Source organism: Arcobacter sp. AHV-9/2010 (assembly GCF_004116575.1).
GTDB classification, from domain to species: domain Bacteria; phylum Campylobacterota; class Campylobacteria; order Campylobacterales; family Arcobacteraceae; genus Aliarcobacter; species Aliarcobacter skirrowii.
On record NZ_PDKH01000028.1, the window covers coordinates 1 to 445 of the forward strand.

A 445-nucleotide genomic window follows, 5' to 3' on the forward strand; every position below is an offset into this window, starting at 1 on the left:
ATATAGGAAGAAGTGGTTTAAGAGTTACACCAATTTGTTTAGGAACTATGACTTTTGGTTCTACTACAACAAAAGAAGAAGCTTTTAAAATTATGGATAAAGCATATGATAGAGGAATAAATTTTTTAGATACAGCTGAACTTTATCCAGTACCACCAAAAGCAGAGACAGCAGGTATTACAGAAGAGATAGTAGGGGAGTGGTTAAAAACAAAACCTAGAGAATCAGTTATTTTAGCTACAAAAGTAGCTGGAGCTGCATCAGGATGGTTTGTGCCACCTATTAGACATGGTCTAACTGCTATTGATTCTTTTCATATTAAAAGAGCAGTTGAAAAAAGTCTTAAAAAACTTCAAACAGATTATATAGACCTTTATCAAATGCATTGGCCTGATACTGTTGTACCAATTGAAGAGAGTATGAAAGCTTTTGATGAGCTTGTAAA

Annotated in this window: 1 protein-coding gene; it reads left to right on the top strand. The window is 33.5% G+C overall.

What is annotated here, in order from left to right; all coding sequences use genetic code 11:
* Positions 1–2: 2 nt before the first annotated feature.
* On the top strand, positions 3–445 hold a 443-nt coding region (locus tag CRU94_RS09555), incomplete at its 3' end, for an aldo/keto reductase (RefSeq protein WP_258237455.1).